The sequence below is a fragment of the Burkholderia sp. GW821-FHT14F03 genome (genome assembly GCF_058803765.1).
The window spans coordinates 18,977-40,265 of record NZ_JBXAPG010000056.1; the positions used below are offsets into that span (position 1 = coordinate 18,977).

The 21,289-nt window shown below is 65.7% G+C and carries 25 protein-coding genes; 12 read left to right on the forward strand and 13 right to left on the reverse strand.

The window, feature by feature from the left end; all coding sequences use genetic code 11:
* Positions 1-11 precede the first annotated feature (11 nt).
* The 5 genes from AC1RQF_RS28645 (at position 12) to AC1RQF_RS28665 (ending at position 4,755) form a co-directional block, all read left to right on the forward strand.
* Entirely contained in the window at positions 12-656 is a 645-nt protein-coding gene (locus AC1RQF_RS28645; RefSeq protein ID WP_273997059.1) for a CoA transferase subunit B, read from the forward strand.
* 70 nt (positions 657-726) lie between these two features.
* Positions 727-2,097 (forward strand): 3-carboxy-cis,cis-muconate cycloisomerase, encoded by a 1,371-nt coding sequence (locus AC1RQF_RS28650; protein WP_492873477.1) that lies wholly within the window; start codon positions 727-729, stop codon positions 2,095-2,097.
* A gap of 1 nt (position 2,098) precedes the next feature.
* Positions 2,099-2,884 (forward strand): 3-oxoadipate enol-lactonase, encoded by a 786-nt coding sequence (gene pcaD / locus AC1RQF_RS28655; RefSeq protein ID WP_273997057.1) that lies wholly within the window; start codon positions 2,099-2,101, stop codon positions 2,882-2,884.
* 14 nt (positions 2,885-2,898) lie between these two features.
* Positions 2,899-3,282 carry a 4-carboxymuconolactone decarboxylase gene (pcaC, locus tag AC1RQF_RS28660; protein WP_273997056.1) on the forward strand — a complete coding sequence of 128 codons (384 nt, stop codon included), beginning with the start codon at positions 2,899-2,901 and terminating at the stop codon, positions 3,280-3,282.
* Positions 3,283-3,399: 117 nt separating this feature from the next.
* A complete protein-coding gene (locus tag AC1RQF_RS28665; RefSeq protein WP_492873478.1) occupies positions 3,400-4,755 on the forward strand; it encodes an MFS transporter in 1,356 nt (451 codons plus the stop codon).
* A 20-nt stretch (positions 4,756-4,775) separates the two neighbouring features.
* Here the strand turns inward: AC1RQF_RS28665 and AC1RQF_RS28670 are convergent, their stop codons facing one another.
* The 4 genes from AC1RQF_RS28670 to AC1RQF_RS28685 all read right to left on the reverse strand — a co-directional run bounded on the left by AC1RQF_RS28670 (position 4,776) and on the right by AC1RQF_RS28685 (position 6,806).
* On the reverse strand, positions 4,776-5,024 hold the full coding sequence (locus AC1RQF_RS28670) for a hypothetical protein (RefSeq protein WP_492873479.1): 249 nt from the start codon (positions 5,022-5,024) through the stop codon (positions 4,776-4,778).
* A gap of 97 nt (positions 5,025-5,121) precedes the next feature.
* Entirely contained in the window at positions 5,122-5,739 is a 618-nt protein-coding gene (locus tag AC1RQF_RS28675; RefSeq protein ID WP_492873480.1) for a LysE family translocator, read from the reverse strand.
* 389 nt (positions 5,740-6,128) lie between these two features.
* A complete protein-coding gene (locus tag AC1RQF_RS28680) occupies positions 6,129-6,371 on the reverse strand; it encodes an RES family NAD+ phosphorylase (RefSeq protein ID WP_492873481.1) in 243 nt (80 codons plus the stop codon).
* A 42-nt stretch (positions 6,372-6,413) separates the two neighbouring features.
* Positions 6,414-6,806, reverse strand: coding sequence for a DUF2384 domain-containing protein (locus AC1RQF_RS28685; RefSeq protein WP_492873487.1), 393 nt, complete (start codon positions 6,804-6,806; stop codon positions 6,414-6,416).
* Between the two features lie 264 nt (positions 6,807-7,070).
* On the opposite strand from AC1RQF_RS28685, the gene AC1RQF_RS28690 reads away from it, so the two are divergent.
* From AC1RQF_RS28690 to AC1RQF_RS28700, 3 genes are all read left to right on the forward strand, one after another.
* Positions 7,071-8,198, forward strand: coding sequence for a zinc-binding dehydrogenase (locus AC1RQF_RS28690; RefSeq protein ID WP_492873482.1), 1,128 nt, complete (start codon positions 7,071-7,073; stop codon positions 8,196-8,198).
* Positions 8,199-8,312: 114 nt separating this feature from the next.
* Positions 8,313-8,699 carry a hypothetical protein gene (locus AC1RQF_RS28695; protein ID WP_273997051.1) on the forward strand — a complete coding sequence of 129 codons (387 nt, stop codon included), beginning with the start codon at positions 8,313-8,315 and terminating at the stop codon, positions 8,697-8,699.
* Positions 8,696-8,887, forward strand: a complete 192-nt coding sequence (locus AC1RQF_RS28700) for a helix-turn-helix transcriptional regulator (RefSeq protein WP_252987738.1) — start codon at positions 8,696-8,698, stop codon at positions 8,885-8,887. Before AC1RQF_RS28695 ends, AC1RQF_RS28700 begins: the two co-directional genes overlap by 4 nt.
* Positions 8,888-9,046: 159 nt before the next feature.
* On the opposite strand, the gene AC1RQF_RS28705 is transcribed toward AC1RQF_RS28700, so the two are convergent.
* The 5 genes from AC1RQF_RS28705 to AC1RQF_RS28725 all read right to left on the reverse strand — a co-directional run bounded on the left by AC1RQF_RS28705 (position 9,047) and on the right by AC1RQF_RS28725 (position 15,135).
* Positions 9,047-9,436 (reverse strand): hypothetical protein, encoded by a 390-nt coding sequence (locus AC1RQF_RS28705; protein WP_273997050.1) that lies wholly within the window; start codon positions 9,434-9,436, stop codon positions 9,047-9,049.
* 487 nt (positions 9,437-9,923) lie between these two features.
* Positions 9,924-10,631 carry a DUF3142 domain-containing protein gene (locus AC1RQF_RS28710; RefSeq protein ID WP_492873483.1) on the reverse strand — a complete coding sequence of 236 codons (708 nt, stop codon included), beginning with the start codon at positions 10,629-10,631 and terminating at the stop codon, positions 9,924-9,926.
* Positions 10,632-10,638: 7 nt separating this feature from the next.
* Positions 10,639-12,795 (reverse strand): PA5441 family protein, encoded by a 2,157-nt coding sequence (locus AC1RQF_RS28715; protein WP_492873488.1) that lies wholly within the window; start codon positions 12,793-12,795, stop codon positions 10,639-10,641.
* A gap of 856 nt (positions 12,796-13,651) precedes the next feature.
* On the reverse strand, positions 13,652-13,927 hold the full coding sequence (locus AC1RQF_RS28720; RefSeq protein ID WP_273997048.1) for a hypothetical protein: 276 nt from the start codon (positions 13,925-13,927) through the stop codon (positions 13,652-13,654).
* Between the two features lie 398 nt (positions 13,928-14,325).
* A complete protein-coding gene (locus AC1RQF_RS28725) occupies positions 14,326-15,135 on the reverse strand; it encodes a PRC-barrel domain-containing protein (protein WP_492873484.1) in 810 nt (269 codons plus the stop codon).
* Positions 15,136-15,400: 265 nt separating this feature from the next.
* On the opposite strand from AC1RQF_RS28725, the gene AC1RQF_RS28730 reads away from it, so the two are divergent.
* Positions 15,401-15,583 (forward strand): hypothetical protein, encoded by a 183-nt coding sequence (locus tag AC1RQF_RS28730; protein WP_492873485.1) that lies wholly within the window; start codon positions 15,401-15,403, stop codon positions 15,581-15,583.
* A gap of 68 nt (positions 15,584-15,651) precedes the next feature.
* Here AC1RQF_RS28730 and AC1RQF_RS28735 read toward each other — a convergent pair whose 3' ends face one another.
* A complete protein-coding gene (locus AC1RQF_RS28735; RefSeq protein WP_273997046.1) occupies positions 15,652-16,524 on the reverse strand; it encodes a slipin family protein in 873 nt (290 codons plus the stop codon).
* Positions 16,525-16,836: 312 nt separating this feature from the next.
* Between AC1RQF_RS28735 and AC1RQF_RS28740 the strand changes: the two genes are divergently transcribed.
* The gene (locus tag AC1RQF_RS28740) at positions 16,837-17,292 is read left to right on the forward strand and encodes a type II toxin-antitoxin system HicB family antitoxin (protein ID WP_273997045.1); all 456 of its coding nucleotides are present in this window, start codon (positions 16,837-16,839) and stop codon (positions 17,290-17,292) included.
* A 202-nt stretch (positions 17,293-17,494) separates the two neighbouring features.
* Positions 17,495-18,679: a DesA family fatty acid desaturase gene (locus tag AC1RQF_RS28745; RefSeq protein ID WP_273997044.1), complete on the forward strand. Its 1,185-nt coding sequence runs from the start codon at positions 17,495-17,497 to the stop codon at positions 18,677-18,679.
* 82 nt (positions 18,680-18,761) lie between these two features.
* Here the strand turns inward: AC1RQF_RS28745 and AC1RQF_RS28750 are convergent, their stop codons facing one another.
* The 3 genes from AC1RQF_RS28750 to AC1RQF_RS28760 all read right to left on the reverse strand — a co-directional run bounded on the left by AC1RQF_RS28750 (position 18,762) and on the right by AC1RQF_RS28760 (position 20,708).
* Positions 18,762-18,941, reverse strand: coding sequence for a hypothetical protein (locus AC1RQF_RS28750; RefSeq protein ID WP_273997043.1), 180 nt, complete (start codon positions 18,939-18,941; stop codon positions 18,762-18,764).
* Between the two features lie 66 nt (positions 18,942-19,007).
* Positions 19,008-19,280, reverse strand: coding sequence for a hypothetical protein (locus AC1RQF_RS28755; RefSeq protein ID WP_273997042.1), 273 nt, complete (start codon positions 19,278-19,280; stop codon positions 19,008-19,010).
* A 708-nt stretch (positions 19,281-19,988) separates the two neighbouring features.
* Entirely contained in the window at positions 19,989-20,708 is a 720-nt protein-coding gene (locus AC1RQF_RS28760; protein ID WP_273997041.1) for a Crp/Fnr family transcriptional regulator, read from the reverse strand.
* A 272-nt stretch (positions 20,709-20,980) separates the two neighbouring features.
* On the opposite strand from AC1RQF_RS28760, the gene AC1RQF_RS28765 reads away from it, so the two are divergent.
* Positions 20,981-21,226 (forward strand): hypothetical protein, encoded by a 246-nt coding sequence (locus AC1RQF_RS28765; RefSeq protein WP_492873486.1) that lies wholly within the window; start codon positions 20,981-20,983, stop codon positions 21,224-21,226.
* The last annotated feature ends 63 nt before the right edge of the window (positions 21,227-21,289 follow it).

Sequence of the window (21,289 nt, forward strand, 5' to 3'; positions counted from 1 at the left end):
AGGAGAACACGATGCAACGATTGACCCGCGACCAGATGGCGCAGCGTGTCGCGCAGGACATTCCCGAAGGCGCGTACGTGAACCTGGGCATCGGCGTGCCGACGCTCGTCGCGAACCATCTCGATCCGGGCAAGGAGATTTTCCTGCACAGCGAGAACGGCGTGCTCGGCATGGGCCCCGCGCCCGCGCCGGGGCAGGAGGACGACGAGCTGATCAACGCCGGCAAGCAGCATGTGACGGTGTTGACGGGCGGCGCGTTCTTCCATCACGCGGATTCGTTCGCGATGATGCGCGGCGGCCATCTCGACTACTGCGTGCTGGGTGCGTTCCAGGTCTCGGCGCACGGCGACCTCGCGAACTGGCACACGGGCGCGCCGGATGCGATCCCGGCCGTCGGCGGCGCGATGGATCTCGCGATCGGCGCGAAGCAGGTGTTCGTGATGATGGAGCACCTGACCAAGCAGGGCGAGAGCAAGATCGTCGCGGCATGCTCGTATCCGGTGACGGGCGTGCGCTGCGTGAGCCGTATCTATACCGACCTCGCGGTGCTCGACGTCACGCGCGACGGGCTCGCGGTGCGCGAGATCTGCTCGGACCTGTCGTTCGCCGCGCTCGAGGAACTGACCGGCGTGCCCCTGATCGACGCGACCCGCTGACGCGCCCGGGCCCGGGCGGAGCCCGGCGTCCGGAGGCACAATGCAGATTCCGTCTCCTTTCGTTTCCGTCATGCTAGAAGACAGCGCCCGCCTGACCTCCCTGATCTGCGGCACCGAGCCGCTTAACCGGATCTGGTCGCCGCGCACGACCCTGCAGCGCATGCTCGACGTCGAGGCGGCGCTCGCGCGCGCGCTGGCCGCGCACCGGGTGATTCCGCGCGCGGCGGTCGCGCCGATCGAGGCCGCGTGCGACGCGGCCCGGCTCGATGCCGATGCGCTCGCGCGCGACGCCGCGCTCGGCGGCAATCTCGCGATCCCTCTGGTGCGGCAGCTGACCGCGCGCGTGAAGGAGGCCGACGCCGAGGCGGCGAAATACGTGCATTGGGGCGCGACGAGCCAGGACATCCTCGACACCGGCCTCGTGCTGCAGCTGCGCGACACGTTCGACCTGCTCGATCCGCTCCTGGGCGAGGCCTGCGCCTCGCTCGCGGCGCTGGCGCGCGCGCATCGCGCGACGCCGATGATCGGCCGCACCTGGCTGCAACAGGCCTTGCCGATCACGCTGGGCCTCAAGTTCGCGCAATGGCTCGATGCCTTGCTGCGTCATCGCGAACGGCTCGCCGCGCTGCGCACGCGCGTGCTGGCGCTGCAATTCGGCGGCGCGGCCGGCACGCTCGCGAGCCTGCGCGAGCAGGCGGGCCCGGTCGCGCGCAGCTTGGCCGACGACCTGCGGCTCGACCTCCCGGACGTGCCGTGGCACACGCAGCGCGATCGCATCGCCGAGACGGCGGCTTGCTTCGGCATGCTGATCGGCACGCTCGGCAAGATCGCGCGCGACGTGTCCCTGCAGATGCAGACCGAGGTCGGCGAACTGGCCGAGCCGGCGGCGGCGGGCAAGGGCGGTTCGTCGACGATGCCGCACAAGCGCAACCCGGTCGGCTGCGCCGCCGTGCTGACGGCGGCCGTGCGCGCGCCGGGGCTGGTCGCGACCGTGTTCGCCGGCATGGTGCAGGAGCACGAACGCGCGCTCGGCGGCTGGCAGGCGGAATGGGATGCGCTGCCCGAACTCGCACGGCTCGCGGGCGGCGCGCTCGCGCAGGTGGCGCAGCTCGTCGCGGGCCTCGAAATCGATCCCGCGCGGCTGGCCGCGAATCTCGATGCGACGCGCGGGCTCGTGCTCGGCGAGGCCGTGATGCTCGCGCTCGGCGATGCGATCGGCCGGCTGGACGCGCATCATCTGGTCGAACAGGCGTCGCGGGAAGCGCTGCAAAGCGGGCGCACGCTGCACGACGTGCTCGCGGCGGACCCGCGCGTGAGCGCGCAGCTGTCGCCCGAGGCGCTGCAACGCCTGTTCGATCCCGCTTACTACGTCGGCGCGGCGCATGCCTTCGTCGACGCCGTGCTCGCGCGCCACGCGGGCCGGAACCCAGGAGACCACTGATATGTCCTTCGCTTCAGTCGACGGCGTGCAACTGCATTACCGGATCGACCGCTCGGCGCGCGCCGACGCGGACTGGCTGATCTTCTCGAATTCGCTCGGCGCGGATCTGTCGATGTGGGCGCCGCAGATCGATGCGCTGACGCCGCATTTCAACCTGCTGCGCTACGACACGCGCGGGCACGGCCACTCGGCCGTGCCGGCCGGCCCCTACACGATCGCGCAACTGGCGGGCGACGTGCTCGGCCTGATGGATCAGGTGGGCATCGCGCGCGCGCATTTCTGCGGGATCTCGATGGGCGGCCTGACGGGCGCCGCGCTCGCGGCGCGCCATCCGGAGCGGATCGGGCGCGCGGTGCTCGCGAACACCGCCGCGAAGATCGGCTCGCCCGAGATCTGGGAGCCGCGCGCGCGCAAGGCGCGCACCGAAGGGATGGCGGGGCTGGCCGACGCGGTGCTGCCGCGCTGGTTCACGCCGGGTTTCTTCAACCGCGAGCCGCGCCTCGTCGACGTGATCCGCGACATCTTCCGGCACACCGACGGGCACGGCTACGCCGCGAACTGCGACGCGCTGAACACCGCCGACCTGCGCGCGGAGGTGACGGGCATCGCGCGGCCGGTGCTCGTCGTGACCGGCGCGCACGATCAGTCGACCCCGCCGGACCTGGGCCGCGCGCTTGCGCAGGCGATTCCGGGCGCGCGCCACGTCGAGTTCGACGCCGCGCATCTTTCCAATATCGAGAGCGCCGACGGCTTCAACCGCGCGCTGCTCGACTTCCTGACGGCTTGAGGCGGAGACGCGAGATGGATGACGAACAGCGATACGAAGCCGGCCTGACGGTGCGGCGCGCGGTGCTCGGCGACGCGCATGTCGACCGCTCGCTCGCGAACCGCAGCGCGGTGACGACCGAATTCCAGGACCTGATCACGCGCTATGCGTGGGGCGAGATCTGGACCCGCGACGGGCTGCCGCGCCACACGCGCAGCCTGCTGACCATCGCGATGATGGTGGCGCTCAATCGCGCGGAGGAGCTGGCGCTGCATCTGCGCGCGGCGCGCAACAACGGCGTGACGCGCGACGAGATCAAGGAGGTGCTGCTGCAGGCCGCGATCTATTGCGGGGTGCCGGCGGCGAATTCCGCGTTCCACCTGGCCGAGAAGATTTTCAGCGAACAAGACGCGGCCTGACGCGGCGGCGATTCCTCATGCGCCGCGCGGGCTGGCCGGCCCGCGCGGCGCGTGCATTCCGACCCTGCCGGCAACGTACCGGCGCGGCACGATCCAATAATATCGACGGAGACAAGCATGACCCAACCCATGCGCACGCTCGACGTGCAGCAGTTCATCGACGAGCGGCGCTTCTCGCCGTATCAATGGCTGATCCTGATCCTGTGCTTCCTGATCGTCGCGGCCGACGGCTTCGACACCGCGGCGATCGGCTTCGTCGCGCCCGCGCTCGGCCAGGAATGGCACGTGACCAAGGCCGCGCTCGGGCCGGTGATGAGCGCGGCGCTCGCGGGGCTCGCGTTCGGCGCGCTGGCGGCGGGGCCGCTCGCGGACCGGATCGGCCGCAAGCGGGTGCTGGTCGGCTCGGTGATGCTGTTCGGGCTGTTCAGCATCGCTTGCGCGTTCGCGCAGACCGTCAACGCGCTGGCCGTGCTGCGGCTCCTGACCGGCCTGGGCCTTGGCGCGGCGATGCCGAACGCGGCCACGCTGATGTCGGAGTACGCGCCGCATGCGAAGCGTTCGTTCCTCGTCAACACGATGTTCTGCGGCTTCACGCTCGGTTCCTCGGCGGGCGGGCTGGTCGCCGCCGCGTTGATTCCCGAGTACGGCTGGCGCAGCGTGTTCGTGGTCGGCGGCGTGGCGCCGCTCCTGCTGGGCGCGCTGCTGATCGCGCTGCCCGAATCGATCCGCTTCATGGTGCTGCGCGGCGCGCCGGCCGAACGGATCGCGGCCGTGCTGCGCCGGATCGCGCCCGACGCCGCGCTCGACAACGTGCGCTTCGTGCTGCCCGACGATCGCGGCGACCAGCGCCAGTCGGGCGTGGCCGTCGTGATGTCGCCGCGCTACCGCACCGGCACGCTGATGCTGTGGCTGACCTACTTCATGGGCCTGCTCGTCTACTACCTGCTGACGAGCTGGCTGCCGACGCTGATCCGCGACAACGGCTTCACCGTGCGCGAGGCCGCGCTCGTGACCGCGCTGTTCCCGCTCGGCGGGGGGATCGGCGCGATCGCCTGCGGCTGGCTGATGGACCGCTTCGAACCGCACCGCGTGATCGCGGCAACCTATGTGTTGACGGGGCTGTTCGTGTGGCTGGTCGGGTTGCAGGCCGGCCATCTGGCGCTGCTCGCGAGCGTGGTGTTCGTCGCGGGGGTGTGCATGAACGGCGCGCAGTCGTCGCTGCCGACGCTCGCGGCCGCGTTTTACCCGACCAGCGGCCGCGCGACCGGGGTCGCGTGGATGCTCGGCATCGGCCGCTTCGGCGGGATCCTGGGCGCGTTCTCGGGCGGGCTGCTGTTGCAGGCGCAACTGGGATTCAGCACCATTTTCTCGATGCTGGCCGTGCCGGCGCTGGTGGCGGCGGGCGCGCTGCTCGTCAAGCGCACGGCCCAGCGGGACGACGGCGCCTCGCAGGCGCCGACCCGCACCGCGTAGACCGGGCGCGACCGTCTGCGCTATTCCTCGGTGTCATGGACCCGGGCGAAGTGGCGCAGATAGGCGCGCAACGCCGCTTCGCGGCCGCGATGGTCGGCGGTGTTCGCCGCGCCCATCCGCTCCTCGTCGCCGAACAGCGCGGCCGGCGCGCCGTAAGTGCCGACTTCGGTGTGTTCGCGCAGGATGCGGATGTCGTGCGTGCGGTGATGGTATTCGGCGATCCAGTGCAGACCTTCGATGCGATCGCCGGCTCTGAGCAGTGTCTTCATCGGCCTTCTCCCGCCGGAGCGGGTTCGCGTGCGGCGAACCGACGCCCGGAAGGAGAGCGTACGCCTTGGCGGTCGCGCCGACAATGGCGGCGTATCGTCAGTGGGACGCGAGCTTCGCGAGCAGCGGATACAGCGACAGGACGAGCAGGACGGCCATCGTCACGTTGAATGCGCGCAGACGGCGCGGGTCGGCGAGGAAGCCGCGCAGGCCCTGGCCGAACGCGGCCCATACGCTGATGCATGGGAATCCGACGAAGACGAACACGAGCGCCATCCAGGCCGAGTTGCTGCCGTAGTCGACGGACAGCTGGACGGTGGTCGCGGCCGTGAGCACCATCATCCACGCTTTCGGGTTGACCCACTGGAACGCGACGGCCTGGAGGAAGGTCATCGGGCGCGCCTTGGCGTTGTTCACGCGCACCTCGCCGGAGGTGCCGATGCGCCATGCGAGATAGAGCAGGTAGAGGACGCTGGCGATTTCGAGGGTCGAATAGAGCAACGGGAAGCGGTGGAACGCCTCGCCGAGGCCGAAGCCGACCGACAGCATCAGGATCGCGACGCCGATGCTGATGCCGCACATGTGCGGCAGCGTGCGGCGGAAGCCGAAATTGACGCCGGAGGCGAGCAGCATCGTGTTGTTGGGGCCGGGGGTGATGGTCGTGACGAGCGCGAACAGTATGCCGGCGGGCAGGGCGCTCAGGGTCGCGTACTCCATGGTGCTTCTCCGTCTTGAGGCTTTCGTGGCTTGGGTGAGGAGAAAGTCTAGACCGGAGAGGCGGTACAGTACCGGTACAGTTTGCGGGGAGGGTGCCGGTACGGGGCTGGTGGGTGGGGGACTTTTCTCGGCTGAATTTCTGTTGGTTCTCAGAAAAGATGCCCGCAGTCTCGATATGTTGTCTTTGAATCAAAGGCGAAATTTCTGAGCCTGTGTGCGAGGTCATCCCCATCCTGGAGAAAATTGTCAGTCAGTCTTCTAAGAAAGTGCGCGCCAGCGTAATCTTCGCTCGACGACTTCGTATCTTTTCCGGCTCGCTCGGACATATGTGCACGACTCCAGCACAAACGAGAGATCTGCTTTGCTTCGCGGTTCATCCATGCGTCGCCTCAAAGCGTCGATGTCGACTGGAACCCCTGACCTGAGGCATTTAAGTCGACGACGGGCTCCGCCGTGACGCGATAGCTGACCAGCGTGCCGGGCGGTGGCAAGAGTGAGCGTTGCTGGTATTCGGCTACTGCCGTCGCAATCTCGAGCGCCAGGTAGAGGGCCGGCGTGCCGATCCGGTTCGCGCGGCCTCCGGGCGTCGCCGCACCGGCGCCGCTCGCGGGAGCGACGGCCCATTCAGGCATGGTGCATGCGGTAGGCGATGACCTCGTTCAACGGCTTGAGGATCATCCGGCCGCACCGGCTTCCAGCGACGTGACGTAACGCAGCACGTCGTCCGCCCGCCCCGCTGCGACCAGCGTTTCGGCCGTCTGGTAATCGAACACGACCAGCGGTTCGTTGCGGAACCAGAACAGCGCGCGGCGCAGCTCGCCGGACAGCTCGGTCGCGGCGCGGATCACGCGGATCGCTTCGCGGAGAAACTGTTGAACCGATTCCGATTCCGATTCCGGCGCGCGAGCCACCGTATTGCGGTGCACGTGCGCTTGCTTGGCCAGCGTCCGCAGATCGATATTCAAGGCCGCGATGTAGCGCCGCGCGGACAACACGGGCGCGGAGGTGTCGGGGTCGTGCAGAGACGTGAAAAACTGGTCGACGCTGGCGGTCGCGACGTCGATCATCGCAGGTGCGGCGGCCGTCGGCCTATCAGCTGTGGCGGGGGTGCTCATGATATTGCGCTCCATTCATGCGCAATTCGTGAACAGTCATAGCGCAAATTTCGGGCGGGGGAGGGAGGCTGCGTCTACGTTGAGTCAAGGCGCATCCGCTGCCCGGTTCGGGATAAGCTGGCCGCTGTTTCCGACGCACATGTGTTTTCGAAACTCCCCTTGCGGGGCTTTCGTCATGCGGATGAAAGCCCGACCATCCATCATCGGAGGTGAACCATGTCCTGGAGCGGACGCGAACTGCGATCGACGATCGACGAGCACGGCACGCTGGCCTTGTCTCTGGAGCACGTCGAACTGACGGAACCGGGTGATGACGAAGTCATCGTCCGCATCGAAGCGACGCCGATCAACCCCAGCGACATCGGCCTGCTGCTGGGACCGGCTGATCTTTCCCGCATCGAGTCGACCGGCAGCGCCGCCGCGCCCCGGTCCACGCTCGCCGTCCCGCCGGAGCGCCTGACGGGCGTCGCGGGCCGCATCGGCCAGTCGCTGCCCGTCGGCAACGAAGGCGCGGGCACGGTCGTGGCGGCCGGCAAGAACGCGGCCGCCCTGCAGGGCAAACGCGTCGGGATGTATGGCGGCGGCATGTATGCCGACTATCGCAAGATCGGCGTGGACAACGTGAACGTGCTGCCCGAGGGCGCCGGCGCGGCCGACGGCGCGTCGATGTTCATCAACCCGCTCACGGCGCTGGGCTTCATTGAAACCGCCCGCAGCGAGGGCCACAAGGCGATCGTCCACACCCCGGCCGCGTCCAACCTCGGCCAGATGCTGCAGCGGATCTGTCTTGCCGACGGCGTCCCGCTCGTCAATATCGTGCGCTCCGAGGAGCAGGCCGCCATGTTGCGAGGCATCGGCGCGACCTACGTGCTCAACAGCAAGGACGAGGACTTCAGCGCGCGTCTGACCGACGCGATTGCCGAGACCGGCGCAACCATCGCGTTCGATGCGATCGGCGGCGGAGCGCTCGGCAGCGACATCCTGCGGGCGATGGAGCGCGCCGCCGCACGGACCCCGGGCGCCTACAGCCGCTACGGCTCGACCGTGTTCAAGCAGCTCTATATCTACGGCAGCCTCGACACGGGGCCGACCGTGCTGAATCGGGGCGGATTCGGCTACGCGTGGAGCGTATCGGCCTGGCTGCTCTTCAACTACCTGGGCAAGGCAGGCCCGGAGGTCGCGCGGCGTCTTCGCCGGCGCGTGACGGACGAGCTGACCACCACCTTCGCCAGTCATTACACGCGCACGATCGGCCTGGCCGAGGTGCTGCAGCCCGACGTGCTGCGCGCGATCGATCGCAAGGCGACCGGCGAGAAATTCCTGATCGATCCCAGTCTCGGCTAGGCCCCGTATCCATGCGCGATGCCTTCTCGTGACAAGCAGCAATGTAAAGGAAACTTGACACCGCCTGGGGCGGTGGATAGCATGTCAAGCATACTTTACATATCGGAGGGGAAGATGGCTTCGAAATCGGCCACGCGCTACTACGTCGAGTTGAGCGCGGCAATGCTGCTGTATGTGGTGGTGCTGATCGCGTCGATATGGGTGCTGCAAGGTATGCGAGTCTCCGATGACTGGCGCTTTGTCATCGCACTGCTCCCATGTGCGCCGATGTTCCTCGTGGTCGTCGCGATATTGAGGCAGTTGCGGCGGGACGACGAGTTGCAGCGGAAGATCCAGTTCGAGGCGCTCGCATTCGCTTTCGCAGGCACCGCGCTCGCCACGTTCGGATACGGCTTTCTTGAAAACGTCGGATTCCCGAAACTGCCGACCTTCGCGATCTGGCCGATCATGGCGGTGCTGTGGATAGCCGGCCTGTTGGTCGTTCGCCGGCGTTATCGATGAACAATCATCTTCGAGCGCTCAGGCGCGAATTGGGTTGGTCGCAGGCGGAGGTGGCGGATCGGCTGTCGGTTTCGCGGCAGACGGTGAACGCCATCGAGACCGGGCGATACGATCCGAGCCTGACGCTCGCGTTCTCGATTTCCCGGTTGTTCAACAAGACGATCGAAGAACTGTTCGAGCCGGACTAGGCGGATGCGCACGCCGGGCGTAGATCGCCCATGCTGCGCCGTGGCAGCCTTTTGGGCGCTTTCGCCGCATTTTGTGGCAGCCCATGCACCGGCCAGCTCCCGATTGATGTAAGCCGGCGCGCGATCACGCATACGCCGGCAACTCCCCGACCTGTGCGGCTACGCTGGTGCAGCGCGGTAACGATTCCTGGTGTAGGCGAGCAGCAGAAGGCCGCCGGCGCCGAACGCCAGCGTCAAGAGCGTGCCATGAAGCCAGCCGAAGTACGGCATCGCTTGGTCTGAATAGGCAAAACGCAGCGCAAGAAAGGTGTGGCTTATCGAATAGGCAAAAAACACGGCGACTGAAAGCATGAACACCGAGATCTCGCGTAAGGATGTTTCCAGGTGCCAGCGAACGATGAGCGTGATCAGCAAGACAGGCAGGATGAAAATGCCCGTGCCGATCCAGGCGACCTCGGCCGAGCGTGTTCGCCGGAACGCGCCCATGATGATCGAGTGAGCCGTGAACACGGCGAATACGAGCAGGAGCGCGTTGATCACGCCGCGCATGGCGAAGGTCGGAGGCTGCCTCTGGGGCGGGTGAAATAAAGCTCGAACGGCAAGGAGAAGAAAACGAGCCAATAGGCGAACGTGCTTCCGGCGAGTGCGAAGAGGAAGCTTGGAAGCAAGGAAACATTTCCGATGGGCGCAGAGAGGATGTAAAGGGAGAGGCTCAAGGCAAGCGACAGCCATCTTGCCCGGTTCCCGCCTCGAAACAGTCCGGCCGTGGCTACGAATGCGAGGCCAATATCGGCGACGGCCCAATTCCACTGCCATCGAACAGGGAAGGCCGATCCCAGGAAAACAGGATCAACGCCAATGTGTACTCGGCGGTCGAAAGACCACACCATCGATAACGCACCCATTAAATTGAGCAACGCAATGCCTGTCACTATGCCTGGTCGTTTCATATCTTCCGAACTTCCGAATTCTCGATGCTCGTTTCATAACCGCCGGATTCTCGCTGCGGCTTGAGTGGCGTGGTTCTCTGTCGCCCTCACCCATTCTTCAAAAACACCACATACCCCCTGAACCACGGATTCGCCGCGAGATACGGCGGCGCGTCCCACTCTCCCCCTTCGATCACGCCGATGCGAAACGGCAGTTGCAGCCTTGCGACGCGCGGAAGGTAATCCGCATAAGTCGGGATCGTCCTGCGTCCCTGATAGGTCTGCACGACGACCTCGTCGACGATCCCCCTGAGCTGATTGACCTGATCCGTATCGATTCTGCTGCTCCAGTCGAGCAGCCCCGTGATGCTCAATCGGCAATCGGCGGGCAGGGTGTCGCGCAGATCGCGCAGGAACGCCAGATAGTCCTGGAGATGACGCGTACGCGCATCGAAGTCGATCTGGATTCCCGCGATCATGCGGCCCGACGCGCGCCAGCGCGCGAGCTGGGCCAGCATGATCTGCGTGACGCGCGGCGTCCAGCGCAGCGTATGCGCGCGATAGACGAGCCAGACGCGCGCGTTCGGCGCGGGCGGCACCGCGACGCCCTGCGCGATGAAGCGCACCTGCGCGTCGTCCCGGGGCGACGCCTCGATCTGCCCTTGCTGCACATAGAGGGCGCGCGCATGGTGCACGACCGCCTGCGGCTTCACGCCCGCCCATAACCAGTACGCATCGTACTGCGCCGGATCGACCGTACCGGCCAGCGCCAAACGCGCGCAAAGCAGCAGAACCGCGAACACGACCCGCGTCACGTCGGATTCACCAGTAGTACTTGAGCGTCTGGGCCCATTGGCTGCCCGGATAGCTGGACTTCAGCGTATTGAACCAATGCTTGCGGACGCTCTTCGGCACTTCCTTCCCGCCGCAGTCGCTGCTTCCCGACGGCGCATAGCAATTGATGGCCCGGAAGAGCGCATAGGCCCGATCGTTGGGATTCGCCTGCGCGTTGTCCATCACTGCCGCGTAGCTCGGCATCCGTTCGTACGGCGCACCCTTGAATTGCGTCGGCGCGCTGCCGAGCGTCGGCGGCGTGCGTGTGGCGCCGGCGGACCGCGATGGCGTCGAGGTGTCTTCGAGACTGACGTCGGACGGATGGAGCCGCACGAAGTCGGCGAGACAGTTCAGGCCCTTCGCGTCGCCGGGATTCTGCTGCAGCGTCGCCGCGATATCGCGCGCCGACGGGCAGGTATAGCCGTCGTCGTTCTTCACGCCGGGCAGCGTGAACGGCTTCAACGCGGCGGACGGCGTGTTAGGCACCAGCGCGGCATCCGAGATGAAATCGGCGTAATGCCCGCGCGTGAGCTCCTTGTACAGCAGCGCGTACAGCGCAACGTTGCGCAGCGCGCCGCTGGCCGACTTGTTCTGCGCCTGCGCGCGCAGCAGGTTCGCATTGGCCGTGCGTTGCAGCAGCACCGCGCGAATCGCGGCATTCTGGACGAGCGAATCGTCGGCGAAGGCTTCGTCGACGAGGCCCGCCTGCTCCAGGTTGATCGCGAGCGCGAGTTCCAGCGCCTCGCGCTGGAAGCGGAATTTCGCGAGCGGGATCAGATCGCGCCAGAGTTGCCGGGCCTTGTCGCCCTGGCCGCTGTCTTCCAGCGCGAACGCGCGCAGCGTCTGCTGGCTCAGGTTGAAGTAGTTGAGCGGCGCGCCGGGCGTTTGCGGCAGCACGCCGAGCGCCGCATCCGGCTTATGGCCGACATAGACGTACCAGGTGGCCAGCAGGTAGTCGTGGAGCGCGGGAGCGCCGGCGAAGCGCGGCTTCTGCGCCTGCAATTCGTCCAGCGCCAGCGGCTTGTCCTTGCTCGTGTCGTCGCTGCCCGACGTGCGCATGCGCATCAGGTCGACGGTTGCGAGCACCGTGGGCGAATGAATCTGATCCGGGTTGAGCGCCGGGTCGAGCAGCAGCTTGCTGTCGAGTTCGTTCGCGAGCTGCATGAGCGGCACATTCGATGCCGCGGGCGACCAGTGCGCGAACGCCCGGTCATAGAGGTCCGCTTGCCGGGCGGTATTGCCGCCGAGCCACGCGACGCGCCGCTGGAGGCCCGACGCGGAGACCGCATAGCGTCCCTGTGGATAAACCCGCAAGTAGGCGCGAAAGGCCGTGTTCGCGGCGTCGAGCGAAACCTTCGTCACGCGTTCGCGCGACGGCGTCGGGCTGTCGTTGTCGAATGCGTGCGCCTGCGCGGCGTTCAATTGCGCGCGCCCGGCCATATAGAGCCCGGTTTCCTTCAACCAGGGGTTCGCGCTGAGCGATGCGCCGGCGAAAGCCTTGCTGGCGGCGAAGAAGTCATAGCGGTAGAACGCGTTCGCGCCGTCGAGGTAAGCCGCGAACTGCAGCCCGACCGGCGATTTGACCAGGGGCTTCTTCCAGGCGCCGCCGGCGCCGCCCGAGGCGCAGGTCTTCTGGGCGATGTCGACGCGCCCGGCGCGCAGGCGTGCGGCCTCGTCGGGCGGGAGATCCTTGGCGGCGTTCAGTGCATCACCGAAGGCGTCGTTGCCGGTATTCATGCTGCGGCAGATGCTGCCTTCGCCGTCGGCGTATCGATTCGAGGAGGCATCGGCGTCCGACGCGCCGTCGGCCGTGTCAGGCTGCTTCTGGCCGATGTCGATCCATCCGGAGAAGTCGTACGAGAACGGCACGATGATCCGGTTCACCCGGTCGTCCGGCGGGATGGTTTTCGGATCCGGGAACAACTGCGCGACCTTGCCGCTGTCGACCATGAGCAGCATTGCGTTGAGGCGCGTGTCGTTGGAGGGGCTCAGGATCGGCATGCCGCCGCACGAGTAGCCGCTTTGCCGGAGCGTGGCGGGCGCATAGCAGCTGTCGTCCGAGCTTGCGTGGGCGCTGGAGACGCAAAACAAGCCGGCTGTCAGCGCCGCGATCAGGTTTCGGTTTGGCAACGTGGTTCTCCGCATGGTTGTCGTGTCGGTGTGGAGCCTGACGGATTCGAGTATCCCGGCCGTGGGCTCGACGTTGTTTGTATAGGGCGTGTGCTGGTCAAGCATGGAGGTTCGGGCTGACGTCGACAGCGAAGCCTCCGGTGCTTTGGTGGATGTGTCGGGATCCGGAAAAGGGCGCATGCCAGGCATTCTGGAAGCTGTCGTTATGCTTTCATTCCCGCGTATCGAGCCTTGGGGCGATGCCGATGCGTGGATGAGCAAGGATCAAGCGTTGAGTCGATTGATGATGTGTTGCTGCTGCGGTGCTTGATTCCGAGGCGTGACGCTACCTGATGTCGCCAAGCGCCGTCAATTCTGTCGGTATGGGCGAGCCGTGAGACGTCGTGAAGTCGTGAAGTCGTGAAGTCGTACTCCGATGCGGGAGGCCCGATTGTCGATGTCATGCAGCCGATGGCACTGCGTGGCGTTGGTTGCACGGACAAGCTGGCCTGGCTCGCCGGTGTCCGCCGATGGCATGTAGCGGGCGACGACCTTGCCCGGCCGGTGCTTATCGGATCCCTCCAGTACAACGACAGGCGAGGCCCGGTTTGCCGACCCGGCTCAATTGCGCGACCAGTATTCGATCCACGAACCCGATCGCACGCCCGGAGAAAATCACGATGTCGATGCGTGGCTTGCAGAGCGGAACGACGGAAGGAGCGAGGGGGCGCGCGCCGTTGCGCTTTGGGCGTGATTCACCCAGTGCGTGGCAATACCGCCGACTGCGGAGTCCTGCTGCGCAGGATGATGGCCGCGCGGGCGGGGCGGACGTGACGAGAGCCGCTGTTTGATGCGCTATGTCCGTCGTGGATGATGTGTCGACGGCCTGGGTCTATCCGGATGATGGAAACGCGCCCCGCACACACGCGAGTTGCAGATCGGGCTCGATGAAGAACTGGGATTTCACGTGATCGACGACGGAACTGACCACGCCGTTCGTTCTGCGCGTCCGGGGCATGTAATCGAACTCGGTGGCGTGTGCGTTGGCGGCAGCGGGCCTGACGAGAAATACATTCATATCGGCCTTGAACACGTGATGCAGGCGCAGACGGCGATTGACCAGTTCGATGAACTGTCTGGCCGAAATGATGGGCTTGAATGCGGGCATGGCGATGCTCCGGTAAGTGTTTGATCGATGGCGCGGAAGCGGCCGGTGCGCGACGCCGCGAGGTCGGCGGCGAATCCGGCCTTGCAGCCGGATGTGCGTGAATGTGGGATCCCCGGCGGACTGTTTCAATGAGCGGGATGCGTGAGCATTGCCATCCCATCCCGGCCTGCAATGTGCCCCGCGAGGCGCATCCGGCGCCCGGGAAAGCGACTGTCGTGAGCCGCGGCGGGTTTCGCCCGTGTCCGCGATCCCTCCGAACGTATCGACCGATCCCACGTGAAGGCCGATCGACGGTTGCGTATCGATGCGGCTTTCGACGCTTCGGTCAAGCGGTCGTGTGCGCCGCACGGACCTATGCCGGGCGCGGCTGGCAACGGATGCACGCGGCCGGAGGCCGGCTATGGAATATCGACCGGCTCCGCGGCTTCCGCATCCGACCAATAGCCATGCTTGCCGTAGAACTTGTGCAGCTCGATTTCGTAGCCTCGGTGGATCGGCTTCGAATCGTCGTATGCCGGGCTGTTGCGGACCGCGTCGCGCGTGAGCGTGGTGGATACCGTTTGCGCGGCCCAGTCCACCCGGTCGAACCAATGCGTCGCGATCAGCACTTTCTTGCCGATCGACCACCAGCTTCGCGTATCGATCGTCAGATAGCGAATGATCCAGGCTTCATCGTCATAGATGAAGCCGCACACGGATCCGATGCGACCGTTCGTGGCTTCGAGTTGATAGCCCCTGACTTCGTCGGTGCTGCGCAGATGCGTATCCGACGGCGCGTTGGCGGGCGCCGCGAAAGTGGGAACCGGGTTGCCCGCCTCGCTGTCCAGCGACAGTCCGGCGGAGTCGTAGGCTGGGTACGCGCCCATTCCCCACAGGTTCGGTCCTCCCCAGTAGGTCGGATAGTTGTAGTAGCGCAGGTATTCCGCCTCGTGCTGTCGCGAGACCGGCTTGCGCGTGTCCAGATTCGGGCTGTCCCGCACCTGCTGCCGGGTGAGATTGACATGCAGCGTGCCGGAGCTGGGATCGGCGCGCTTGACGGAGTACGGCGAGATCAGCACTTGCCTGTCGTGCAGCCAATCGCCCGTTTCCACCACGAGGTAGCGTATGCACCAGTCATCGTCGTCGAAGTAGGCTTGGTCGACGTGCCCGATATCGCCGTCCTTGGCGCGAATCGAGTTTCCGCGCAGTGTCTTGATGCTTCGTAGCATGATGTCCTCGCCAGATCGATGTGCGGCGCGTCGATGCGTCGGCCGTCATGCCGGCTGGAACCGCATCCGCATCCCATCAGCGTTCGCGTCGCCCTGCTGGCTCACATGCCGAACACCTTATACGGAACGGATGAGCGAAGCGGTACGGCATCGTACAAAGTGGACGCCGGCGCGCATGCGATGGCTGTTGCGTATGGAGACGGGGCGTGACGCGCTTTGCCGATCGGGTCTATGCTGGGGCGTGTCACGTGCCGTGGAGGCGATCATGCGTAATAGATACCGGGAGCAGCATACGAATGCAGACAAAAGCGAGCGCAATGTCGACGAGGCGGTCGAGGCGACGTTTCCCGCCAGCGATCCGCCATCGATCGGCGGCGTCACCAGGATGGTGGTCACGCAGTCGCATCGAAAGCATGCACGGAAATCGTCGCGGAGCAGGGCGCGTTAGCGCGGCTCGCGCGGCGCTGGCCGGGCACGCTGCGCAAGGCGTCGCCTGCGGCGGCGGCCGGTATTCGATCACGCGGCGGTCTTGAGCGAGGGGCCCGGCGTGGCGGCGGTCGTGTCATACCCGGCAACCGCCAGCGCGAATGCGGGATTCAGGCTGTCCACCATCGAGCTTGGGATCAGGATCGTCGCGCCGCGCTCCTTGGTCGTTTCGTAGATGATGTTCATCGCGCGCAGCTGAAGCGCGCCCGGATGATCTTCATACACCCGCGCCGCTTCGACGAACTTGCTCGCGATCTCGGCCTCCGCGGAACCGAGGATGACCCGCGCCTGCTTTTCGCGTTCGGCCTGCGCCTGCCGCGACATCGAATCCTGCAGCGCAACCGGGATGGCGACGTCACGGGTTTCGACCGAGCGGACGGTGATGCCCCAGTCCATGGTTTTCCGGCCGATTTCTTCGCACAGGTGCAAATCGGCGGCCTTGCGGTCCGACAGCAGCGTGGCCAGCATCGAAGCGCCGATCATTTCGCGCAGCGACGTTTGCGCGATGCGATCGATGGCCTGTCGGTAGTCGGTGATGGCGAGCGCGGCTTTCTGCGCGTCATGGACGTGCCAGAAGATCACGGCGTCGACGTTGACGGGCACGGTGTCCTTGGTCAACGCCTGTTCCGCGTTGAACGCGGTGGTTTGAATCCGCTCGTCGATGACGGCGACGATATCGTCGATGATCGGAATGATCATGAAAAAGCCGGCGCCCTTGACGCTCTGCAGTTTTCCAATCCGAAGGATGACGAATTTTTCCCAGACTTTGGCGACCCGTACGGACAGCGCGACGAGTACGGCGATGAGGAGGAGGGGAATCGCGAGGAACAGGTAGCCCGCCGCGCCGGCGGCGAATGCCGCGAGAACGAATGCGGCGGTCAGTACCAGTGTGATGGCATTCATGATGATGCTCCGATCAGGTAAGGACGACCTGGCGCATGCGGGATGTGCCTGCCGCATGCCCGGCCGTCGTCGTCGACGTCGGGCCCAACGTGGGCGAGGCGTCTGGTGCGAGCATGCGCGGGTGCATGGCGGGAATCGGTACGTTGTCGTACGCGGTTGGCGGGCGGCGCGCGAGCCGCAGGTCGAGGCGATACGGTGCAGGAGCGGGCGCGCCGCGAAATGGTTTGCCCGGACTGTGCTGCAGCGTACCGACTTGCCGGGCCGGTGCGCCGCAGCATGAAGCCTGGCGTGTTTCGCAACAAGGAGTGACGCATGAAATATCCCATCTACATCACCCGACGGGGGCCGGCTCGCTTGGGCGGCACGCTCCCGGATTTCCCGGACGCTGTCGTGGAGGGCGGCTCGTTCGACGAATTGCAGGCGGTTGCCGGGCGGCAGGTCATGGCTTGCTATCACGGACGTGTGCGCCTTATCCCGCCGCCCACCACCGACATGGCCATCCTGCAGGGGCTGGCGCTCGATACGGGGGGTGGAATCTGGCGCTTCATCGACCTCGATCTGACCGGCATGACGTCGAGTTCGGTGCGGATCGAGCTGTGCCTGCCCGCGTGCGTCGTGCTCGACATCGACCGGATGGCGCGCGCGCGGCATATGACGCGGGATGCGATCGTGGCGATGGCCTGCCAACATGTCGCGGGCCCGTCCGCGCCGCGTGGCGAGGGCCGTCCTGTCACCGCCGGAAGCGGAGCGACGTGCGAATCGACGTGATCCGTCTGCTCCGATTCGGGTTCCCGCCGGGCTCTCCGTCCGTCCCCGGGCGCGTGGCGCGAGGAAGCGATGCATGCAGACGGCCCGCGTGTCCCGGAGACGCCCCGTCGAGGATTTTCGCTGCGCGCGTCGCGCAGCAAGCCAGCGAACGCGTGCGCCGCCACGACGCGGCGTGGATCGGAAGGTCAGGGAGGACATCGCCATGTCGGCCTTGCTTGCAAACGGGGTGTTGAGTCTGTCCGGGTGGCAGCTTTTCTGGGTGCTGCTTGCGCTTACGCACGTCACCACCATCGGCGTGACGGTGTATCTGCATCGCAGCCAAGCTCACCGGGCGCTGGATCTGCATCCCGTCGTCAGTCATTTTTTCCGGTTCTGGCTGTGGTTGACGACCGGCATGCTGACCGCGCAATGGGTGGCGGTGCATCGCAAGCATCATGCGAGAACCGAGACGCCGGACGATCCGCACAGCCCGCGGACCCGGGGGCTCGCGACCGTGCTGTTCAGCGGCTCGGAACTGTACCGGGACGAGACAGGCAACGAGGAAACGCTGCGCAGATACGGGCCGGGAATGCCGGACGACTGGCTCGAACGGCATGTCTATACCCGTTATCCGAATCTCGGCGTCGCCTTTCTGGTCGTGATCGACGTCGTGCTGTTCGGGCTGCCCGGGGTCTCGATGTGGGCGATCCAGATGATGTGGATTCCGTTCTGGGCCGGCGGCGTGATCAACGGCTGCGGCCATTTCACGGGCTATCGGAATTTCGCCACGCCGGACGCGAGCAGCAATATCGTCCCGTTGGGTATCCTGGTCTGCGGAGAGGAACTGCATAACAATCACCACGCGTACGCGTCATCCGCGCGGCTCTCGAATCGATGGTTCGAATTCGACCTCGGCTGGTTGTACATCTGCCTGCTGGCGGCGCTGAGGCTGGCGACCGTCCGACGGGTGACGCCGAAGCCGCATCTGTCGACGGGCGGCAAGGCCGTGCTCGACGACGCGACGCTGCAGGCGATCATGCGCAACCGCTATGAGGTGATGGCCGCCTATGCGCGCATGATCGAGCGCGCGTGCTGGCGGGAGCTGGGCCGGGCCGGCAACCTGAGCCGTGACGACAGGCGGGCGGTCGTGATGGACGTGAGGCGCTGGATGCGCCGCGCATGGAATTGCCAGGCCAAGCCGGACCTGCGCGCGCTGACGTGCCTCGACGACAACCGGCGCATACGCGTGTACGTGGATATGTATGAGGCGCTGCGCGAGCTGTGGACGTGGCCGCACGCATCGCGCGCGCAGCTGCTGGTTCAGTTGCAGGATTGGTGCCGTTGCGCGGAACAGAGTGGCGTCGAGGCCGTTGCCGCTTTTTCGGCACGCTTGCGCAGGTATACGTGATGTGGGAATGGCTGCCAGGCAGCATGCCGGGCGGCGACGCCGCAACGGGAGGCGCCACCGGCCCGACGTCGCCCCGTATGACTCAACTCGTGCGATGGTCGGGGCGGGAATAACGCCACTTGCTTGCGTTGGAGTCGATGCCGGCATCCTGATCGGTGCGCTTCTGGGCACGTTCGACATCGGCTCGTGCGAGGTCTTCACGCTGCTTCTGGCGGGTTGTCTCGTCGCGTCGATCGGTGAGGGGAATGGTGTAGCGTTTCATGGCATCTCCAAAGCAAAGTGTGCTGCCTGTCCGTGAGGCCGCGTTGAGCCGGACCCTGCGGCTCGATCAAAGGGCTGGCGGGGCGATCTTGCCGTCCACGATGGCCTTGCCGAATTCGATGGCCGGATCGAGGGCAGCTTGCTCCGTTTGCGGCGCGTCGTCGTGGAGCAGGGTGGTGCAGCGCGTCGCGAGCGCCGAAGTGGGCGGACGGGTGTCGATCCGCACGATGGAGGTGAAGCGCCGCGGACCGGGCGCCAGGAGATCGCCGAACGGCGGGGCCAATTTTCGCGCATGGGTGCGGAGTTCATATCCCCGGTATTCGAGGGTGGGGATGGTCATGATGTGCTCCTGACCGAGCGACGGTTGGCGCCGGTGGGTTCGAGGGCGCTGGCGCCCGACAACGGTGGGCGCCTACCCTACAGTGCGCGCTTATCTGCGGCGGCGCAAGCGAAACATCAGGAGGCGAGGTCGGTGCGCGAGCCCGGCGCCTGCGTTGACAGAGGCGCGATATCGTTCGCAGATGTCAGGATGACGAATCGATGGCGACGGATGATGACGCGCTGCGCTGCGATGATCTGCGTGCTGGTTGATGCTTGATGTGCACCGATCCGTCGCGGACTCCATCGAGCATGGATCCGACATGTGCGGTAAGCGGCATGCGCTAACGGTGCGATAGACGGGCCATGCCCAGGCGCTTTCGCATATCGGTCCTGTGTTGCCTCGCGGTGCGTGGCGAATCGTTCTCCGCGGAATTCGCGAATGTCGGGGGCGTGAGCGCGGCGCACTGTGCTTCGTGGGCTGCGTTGTCTCGCGTGGTGTACGAGCGTGGCTGGGGCGAATCGAGATCTTTCGCCGTGAGGTCACTCATAAGGGGCTCCGGTGATGCGCGTCGACGGGGCGATTCGCGTGCTCGAACCGGATCAGGCGTGTGCGCGGCCAACGCGCTGTAGCCGCGGGCGCGCATCGGCGGTGCAACAGCCAGCCGTGCGTCATGGAAAGGATGGACGCGCAGGCGGAGAAAATCGGTACGGTGCCGTGCAGTGATGGCTAGAGTTGCTTCAGGTCGGGCAGCAGGCGGTCGAATTCGCGCTTGACCACGCCGTAGCATTCGCACACGCGCTTTTCGAGCCCGGGCCGATCCAGCACCTCGATATGACCATAGTTGTAGCGGATGAGGCCGGCGTTCTGCAGTTTCAGCGCCGCTTCCGTCACCCCCGAACGACGTACGCCCAGCATGTTGGCGATCAGTTCCTGCGTCATGCGCAGCTTGTTCGAGGAGAGGCGGTCGAGGCTCAGCAACAGCCAGCGGCACAATTGCTGGTCGATCGAGTGATGCCGGTTGCACACCGCGGTCTGGGCCATCTGGGTGATGAGCGCCTGCGTGTATCGCAACAGCAAGCGCTGCATCGTGTTGCCGCGCCGGAATTCTTCTTTCAGGATGCTCGACTCGAGTCGATAGGCCTGCCCGGCGCTTTGTACGACGGCCCGGCTCGGGGTGGTCTCGCCCCCCATGAACAGCGATACGCCGATCACGCCCTCGTAGCCGACGATCGCGATTTCCGCGGACGAGCCGTCCTCCATCACATACAGCAAGGAAACGATCGAGGAAGTCGGGAAATAGACGTGATGGAGCTGGCCGCCCGACTCGTACAGAACTTGCCCCAAGGGCATTTCAACGCGTGTCAGGTGGGGCGCGAGGCGAGTGCGCTCGCTTTCCGGCAGCGCGGCCAGCAGTTGATTTTCGGTGAAGGGCAGGTCGTCCGACATGCATCGCTCCTGTGCATGTGCCTGGTTGGCGAGGAAGAGCCCGGCCGATAGGGAAACAACGGGGTCGGCGGGAATGATCAGACATCATATCTCGGCGGGCCGAACGGTCGGGGCGGCATCCCTCCCTTCTTCCCGGCGGACCCGGGACGCGCTTCCGACGGCGAATCCGCCTTTGAAATTATAGTGTTGGCGTATTTCATCTCAAGGGGGCACATGCCGGAGGAGGTGCGCTGCCCGAGGCATGTCGGGCCGCGCCGAAGGCAGTGCGCCCGGTGGTCGACCCGATGGGGACTTGGCGGAGACGGTGTGCCGGCCCCGATTTCCTCCGCTACGACCTTGATTTCATGGCGATTATTGCCGGGGCGATCGGTTTTAATCCGCAGCGAATTCAATCAATCAAAAAGTTTTTTCAAAAAGTGCTTGACGACTTTGCGGGCGGACAACATAATTCGCCTCCTCCTCTGATGAGGAACGCGAAAAACGAAGCAGTTTTAAGCGATGCGATCTTTAAAAATTAACAGCCGATAAGTGTGGGCGCTTGATGGGATGCGAGTCTGATCTTCGGATCGGATCAAGCAAAA

Coding starts and splice junctions, on each gene's coding strand:
- pcaD (WP_273997057.1), top strand. CDS start 2,099: ATGTCCTTCGCTTCAGTCGACGGCGTGCAACTGCATTACCGGATCGAC.
- AC1RQF_RS28695 (WP_273997051.1), top strand. CDS start 8,313: ATGGCTTCGAAATCGGCCACGCGCTACTACGTCGAGTTGAGCGCGGCA.
- AC1RQF_RS28645 (WP_273997059.1), top strand. CDS start 12: ATGCAACGATTGACCCGCGACCAGATGGCGCAGCGTGTCGCGCAGGAC.
- AC1RQF_RS28750 (WP_273997043.1), bottom strand. CDS start 18,941: ATGAAACGCTACACCATTCCCCTCACCGATCGACGCGACGAGACAACC.
- pcaC (WP_273997056.1), top strand. CDS start 2,899: ATGGATGACGAACAGCGATACGAAGCCGGCCTGACGGTGCGGCGCGCG.
- AC1RQF_RS28665 (WP_492873478.1), top strand. CDS start 3,400: ATGACCCAACCCATGCGCACGCTCGACGTGCAGCAGTTCATCGACGAG.
- AC1RQF_RS28700 (WP_252987738.1), top strand. CDS start 8,696: ATGAACAATCATCTTCGAGCGCTCAGGCGCGAATTGGGTTGGTCGCAG.
- AC1RQF_RS28680 (WP_492873481.1), bottom strand. CDS start 6,371: ATGCCTGAATGGGCCGTCGCTCCCGCGAGCGGCGCCGGTGCGGCGACG.
- AC1RQF_RS28735 (WP_273997046.1), bottom strand. CDS start 16,524: ATGAATGCCATCACACTGGTACTGACCGCCGCATTCGTTCTCGCGGCA.
- AC1RQF_RS28685 (WP_492873487.1), bottom strand. CDS start 6,806: ATGATCGACGTCGCGACCGCCAGCGTCGACCAGTTTTTCACGTCTCTG.
- AC1RQF_RS28675 (WP_492873480.1), bottom strand. CDS start 5,739: ATGGAGTACGCGACCCTGAGCGCCCTGCCCGCCGGCATACTGTTCGCG.
- AC1RQF_RS28745 (WP_273997044.1), top strand. CDS start 17,495: ATGTCGGCCTTGCTTGCAAACGGGGTGTTGAGTCTGTCCGGGTGGCAG.
- AC1RQF_RS28760 (WP_273997041.1), bottom strand. CDS start 20,708: ATGTCGGACGACCTGCCCTTCACCGAAAATCAACTGCTGGCCGCGCTG.
- AC1RQF_RS28720 (WP_273997048.1), bottom strand. CDS start 13,927: ATGCCCGCATTCAAGCCCATCATTTCGGCCAGACAGTTCATCGAACTG.
- AC1RQF_RS28755 (WP_273997042.1), bottom strand. CDS start 19,280: ATGACCATCCCCACCCTCGAATACCGGGGATATGAACTCCGCACCCAT.
- AC1RQF_RS28690 (WP_492873482.1), top strand. CDS start 7,071: ATGTCCTGGAGCGGACGCGAACTGCGATCGACGATCGACGAGCACGGC.
- AC1RQF_RS28650 (WP_492873477.1), top strand. CDS start 727: ATGCTAGAAGACAGCGCCCGCCTGACCTCCCTGATCTGCGGCACCGAG.
- AC1RQF_RS28715 (WP_492873488.1), bottom strand. CDS start 12,795: ATGCGGAGAACCACGTTGCCAAACCGAAACCTGATCGCGGCGCTGACA.
- AC1RQF_RS28740 (WP_273997045.1), top strand. CDS start 16,837: ATGAAATATCCCATCTACATCACCCGACGGGGGCCGGCTCGCTTGGGC.
- AC1RQF_RS28670 (WP_492873479.1), bottom strand. CDS start 5,024: ATGAAGACACTGCTCAGAGCCGGCGATCGCATCGAAGGTCTGCACTGG.
- AC1RQF_RS28725 (WP_492873484.1), bottom strand. CDS start 15,135: ATGCTACGAAGCATCAAGACACTGCGCGGAAACTCGATTCGCGCCAAG.
- AC1RQF_RS28705 (WP_273997050.1), bottom strand. CDS start 9,436: ATGCGCGGCGTGATCAACGCGCTCCTGCTCGTATTCGCCGTGTTCACG.
- AC1RQF_RS28730 (WP_492873485.1), top strand. CDS start 15,401: ATGCGTAATAGATACCGGGAGCAGCATACGAATGCAGACAAAAGCGAG.